This is a genomic window from Mesorhizobium sanjuanii, from assembly GCF_002529485.1.
Lineage (GTDB): Bacteria > Pseudomonadota > Alphaproteobacteria > Rhizobiales > Rhizobiaceae > Mesorhizobium > Mesorhizobium sanjuanii.
In genome coordinates, this window is sequence record NZ_NWQG01000064.1 from 1 (window position 1) to 4,416 (window position 4,416).

The 4,416-nt window shown below is 63.4% G+C and carries 4 protein-coding genes; 2 read left to right on the forward strand and 2 right to left on the reverse strand.

The window, feature by feature from the left end:
• Positions 1–51: 51 nt before the first annotated feature.
• Both CN311_RS12125 and CN311_RS12130 read left to right on the forward strand, forming a co-directional pair.
• Positions 52–1,236, forward strand: a complete 1,185-nt coding sequence (locus CN311_RS12125; RefSeq protein WP_097573960.1) for an HlyD family secretion protein — start codon at positions 52–54, stop codon at positions 1,234–1,236.
• Between the two features lie 192 nt (positions 1,237–1,428).
• Positions 1,429–2,964 (forward strand): DHA2 family efflux MFS transporter permease subunit, encoded by a 1,536-nt coding sequence (locus tag CN311_RS12130; RefSeq protein ID WP_245440812.1) that lies wholly within the window; start codon positions 1,429–1,431, stop codon positions 2,962–2,964.
• 125 nt (positions 2,965–3,089) lie between these two features.
• Here the strand turns inward: CN311_RS12130 and msrB are convergent, their stop codons facing one another.
• Both msrB and CN311_RS12140 read right to left on the reverse strand, forming a co-directional pair.
• Positions 3,090–3,593 carry a peptide-methionine (R)-S-oxide reductase MsrB gene (gene msrB / locus CN311_RS12135; RefSeq protein ID WP_097573962.1) on the reverse strand — a complete coding sequence of 168 codons (504 nt, stop codon included), beginning with the start codon at positions 3,591–3,593 and terminating at the stop codon, positions 3,090–3,092.
• Positions 3,594–3,804: 211 nt separating this feature from the next.
• Positions 3,805–4,362 carry a fasciclin domain-containing protein gene (locus tag CN311_RS12140; protein ID WP_097573963.1) on the reverse strand — a complete coding sequence of 186 codons (558 nt, stop codon included), beginning with the start codon at positions 4,360–4,362 and terminating at the stop codon, positions 3,805–3,807.
• Positions 4,363–4,416: the final 54 nt, after the last annotated feature.

Below are 4,416 nucleotides of genomic sequence, written 5' to 3' on the forward strand. Positions count from 1 at the left end.
CGGTTCAGTATAACAGATTTTTCCCTGCATATACTCGGATAGAGAGATATCATGTCCTCGAACGCGCCCGTCACCGCTGAAGTCCGCCCATTCCCCAATGCCAAGGTCGCTCCGGCGACCGAAGCGCCGGAAGTGCCTGTCCAGCCCGCGATCAGCCCCCCGGCCGAGGCGCCGGCCAAGAAGAAGCGCTCGGTGCGCTCGCTTCTGCTGCCCATCATCGGGCTTGGGCTGCTCGGCGCCGGCGCCTGGTATGGCTACAATTACTGGACCGACGGCCGCTTCATGATCTCAACCGATGATGCCTATGTCCAGGCCGACATGGCGTTCATCTCGCCAAAAATTTCGGGCTATGTCGACCAGGTCGAGGTGAGCGAGAACCAGCAGGTGAAAGCGGGCGACCCGCTGCTGACCGTCGATGACGGCGACTACAAGATAGCCGTCGCGCAGGCCGAAGCGCAGATCGCCACGCTGAGCAAGACGCTCGACCGCATCGACGCGCAGACCGAGGCGGCGCGCGCGGCGCTGCAGCAGGCGCAGGCGCAAAAGACTGCCGATCAGGCTGCCGCTAACAATGCCGCGCGTGCCCAGCAGCGCGCGACGCAACTGCTCAAGACGCATGTCGGCACGCAGGCGCAGCTAGACGACGCCCAGACCGCCCTCGATCAGGCCAAGGCTGCCCTCGTCGGCGCCGACGCGCAGATAGCGGCGGCCGAGGCCAATATCGGCGTACTGCAGGCGCAGCGCGCGGAATCGGCCAGCACGCTGGCGTCGCTGCAGCTCAGCCGCGACAAGGCCGCGCGTGACCTGTCCTTCACCGTGCTGCGCGCGCCTTATGACGGCGTCGTCGGCAACCGTTCCGTCGAACAGGGCGATCTGGTCAGCCCCGGACAGAAGCTCGCGGTCATCGTGCCGATGGACAAGCTCTATATCGTCGCCAATTTCAAGGAGACGCAGCTTGGCCGGCTGGTGCCCGGCGAAAAGGTCAGGGTTTCGGTCGACGCGATCGACGGCCATGACTTTGAAGGCACTGTCTCTTCGCTGGCGCCGGCCTCGGGTGCGGTGTTTTCGCTGCTGCCGCCGGAAAACGCCACCGGCAATTTCACCAAGGTCGTGCAGCGCGTGCCGGTCCGCATCGACGTGCCGGCGAACGTGCTGAAGACCGGCAGGCTGCGCGCCGGCCTGAGTGTCGTCGTCGCCGTCGACAGTCGCACGGCGCCCACCGCGACGACCAACTGAGCACTTTGGGGGGCGGCTCAGTGGCCTGTTGAGCGCTGAGCCGCCCTGCCTGCCAAGTAATTTGTTTTGACGCAATTCCGGACGGAAAAACCGCTGCGCACTTTTCCTGGAATTGCTTAGGGAGGCCATGCCATGGCAACCGCAACCATTACCGCCGGATCGGCGCCGGCCATCCCGGCCCAGACCGATCACATGCCGATCCGCCGCATCATCGCCTTCCTGGCGATGGTGTTCGGCATGTTCATGGCGATCCTCGACATCCAGATCGTCTCGGCCTCGCTGGCCGAGATCCAGGCGGGCTTGAGCGCCAGTTCCGACGAGATCCCGTGGGTGCAGACCGCCTATCTGATCGCCGAGGTGGTCATGATCCCGCTGTCCGGTTTCCTCAGCCGGATGCTGTCGACGCGCGTGCTGTTCACCATTTCGGCGGCAGGCTTCACGGCGGCCAGCGCGCTGGCCGCGACCGCCACCAATATCGACCAGATGATCGTCTACCGCGCCGTGCAGGGCTTCATCGGCGGCGGCATGATCCCGAGCGTCTTTGCAGCCGCCTTCACCATCTTCCCGCCGTCGCGCCGCGCCATCGTCTCGCCGATGATCGGCCTGGTGGCGACGCTGGCGCCGACCATCGGCCCGACCGTCGGCGGCTATATCAGCCACGCCATGTCCTGGCACTGGCTGTTCCTGGTCAACGTCGTGCCCGGCATTCTGGTGACGACAGCCGCGTGGTCGCTGATCGACTTCGACAAGCCCAATCTCAAGCTGTTCAGCAAGTTCGACTGGTGGGGTTTGGCCGGCATGGCGGCCTTCCTGGGCTGCATGGAATATGTGCTGGAGGAAGGCCCGAACAATGACTGGCTGCAGGACCAGGCGGTGTTCATCTGCGCCATCATCATGACCGTCGGCGCGGTGCTGTTCTTCTGGCGCGTCTTCACCGCCGAGGAGCCGATCGTCGATCTCAAGGCCTTCAGCAACGTCAATTTCGCCTTCGGCTCGCTGTTCTCCTTCGTCGTCGGCATCGGCCTCTACGGTCTGACCTATCTCTACCCCGTGTTCCTCGGGCGCATCCGCGGCTACGATTCGCTGATGATCGGCGAGGCGCTGTTCGTCAGCGGCCTGGCCATGTTCCTCACCGCGCCGATCTCCGGCATCCTGTCGAACAAGATGGACCCGCGCATCATGATGATGATCGGCTTTTTCGGCTTTGCCACGGGAACCTGGTGGATGACGCATCTCACCGCCGACTGGGATTTCCAAGAACTGCTGATCCCGCAGATCCTGCGCGGCTGTTCGATGATGCTGTGCATGGTGCCGATCAACAACATCGCGCTGGGCACCTTGCCGCCCGAGCGGCTGAAGAATGCGTCCGGCCTGTTCAACCTGACCCGCAATCTCGGCGGCGCGGTTGGCCTCGCCGTCATCAACACGGTGCTGATCGACCGCAATGCCTTCCACTACGCGAGGCTCTCCGAGCACGTGCAATGGGGCAGCGCCGCGGCGCAGGAGAAGCTGCAGAACATGACGCTCAACTTCGAGCAGACCGCAGGCCTCGACGCCTCCAAAGCGGCGATCTCAAAGCTGTCGGGCATGGTCCAGCAGCAGGCGTCGCTGCTGTCCTTCATGGATGTGTTCTTCATGCTGACGGTGTTGTTCGCTACGCTGGGACTCTTCACCCTGTTCATCCGTAGGCCTGCCGCACAGGGCGGCGGTGGCGGCGGAGGCCATTGAGGCGCGCTGGATCCCCGCCTGGCGCCCTCGCGCATGACCCCGGAAAGCAATTTTCGCGGTCATGCGCAAAATCAGTCGTTACAATGTTCTCACGCGCTCCGACAAAGTCGGGGTCGCAGTTGTCCTCAGGCCGTGGCCGGCTTGAAGGTCAGGGCAACGCCGTTGATGCAATGGCGCAGGCCGGTCGGCGGCGGGCCATCGTCGAAGACATGGCCGAGATGGCCGCCGCAGCGTCGGCAATGGACCTCGGTGCGGGTCATGCCCAGGGACCTGTCCTGCGTCGTGCCGACGGCGCTGGGAATTTCCTGCCAGAAGCTCGGCCAGCCGGTGCCGGAATCGAACTTGGTTTCCGAGGAATAGACCGGCAGGTCGCAGCCGGCGCAGGCGAAGAGGCCCTTGCGATGCTCGTTGAGCAGCGGGCTGGTGCCGGGATATTCGGTGCCTTCCTTGCGCAGTACATTGAACGCCGCATCTGACAGGATGGCGCGCCATTCGGCCTCGGTCTTGGTGACTTCGAACTTCTCGGCAGCCTGCGCGACCTGCGGATTGCCCATGCGCAGCACAATTGCCGCAGCCCCAACGACCCCGATGGCAGCCGCACCGCTCAAAAGAAAATCGCGACGGTTCATGACCTAGTCCTTCTGTTGTCTCTATGCCAAACAATGCCGCCACGGGGAAATCAAAAGCCGGTGACGGTTGCCCTCAAACGAACACTCCGCGCCTTCCACACATCTGAGGGTGGAGGACGCGGAGCGCGCTGGTCAATTGCAGGATCACGGGAGCGAGACACTGCAATCGACGGGAGCTCTTGCTGCAATTTCGCCCGCAGCAAGCCTTTCGTTACATCTTCGGCAGGAGAACCTTGTCGATGACGTGGATGACGCCATTCGATTGCTCGACATCGGCGATGGTGACGTTGGCGACATTGCCGTTCTCGTCGGTCACGGTGACCTTGCCGCCGTCGGTCTTGAGCGTCAGCTCGCAACCGCCGGCCGTCTTGACCTTGTGCGCGCCGCCATCGTCCTTGACCATCTTGGTCACATCCGCGGCGAGCGCCTTGGCACCGACGACGTGGCAGGTCAGGATCTTGACCAGCTTGTCCTTGTTTTCGGGCTTGAGCAAAGTCTCGACGGTGCCGGCCGGAAGTGCTGCAAAGGCTTCGTTGGTCGGCGCGAACACGGTAAAGGGGCCGGCGCTCTGCAGCGTTTCGACCAAGCCGCCAGCCTTGACGGCCGCGACCAGCGTCGTGTGGTCCTTCGAATTGACGGCGTTCTCGACGATGTTCTTGGTGGCATACATGGCGGCGCCGCCGACCATCGGATTCTGGGCATAGGCTGCGGTGGCAAGAGCCGAAACGGCGACCGTACCGGCAAGCAAAAGGGTGGCGAGTTTACGCATTGTTTCAATCTCCTCGGGTTGTTGTTCACCTCTTTCGGGAACACAAAGAGATAC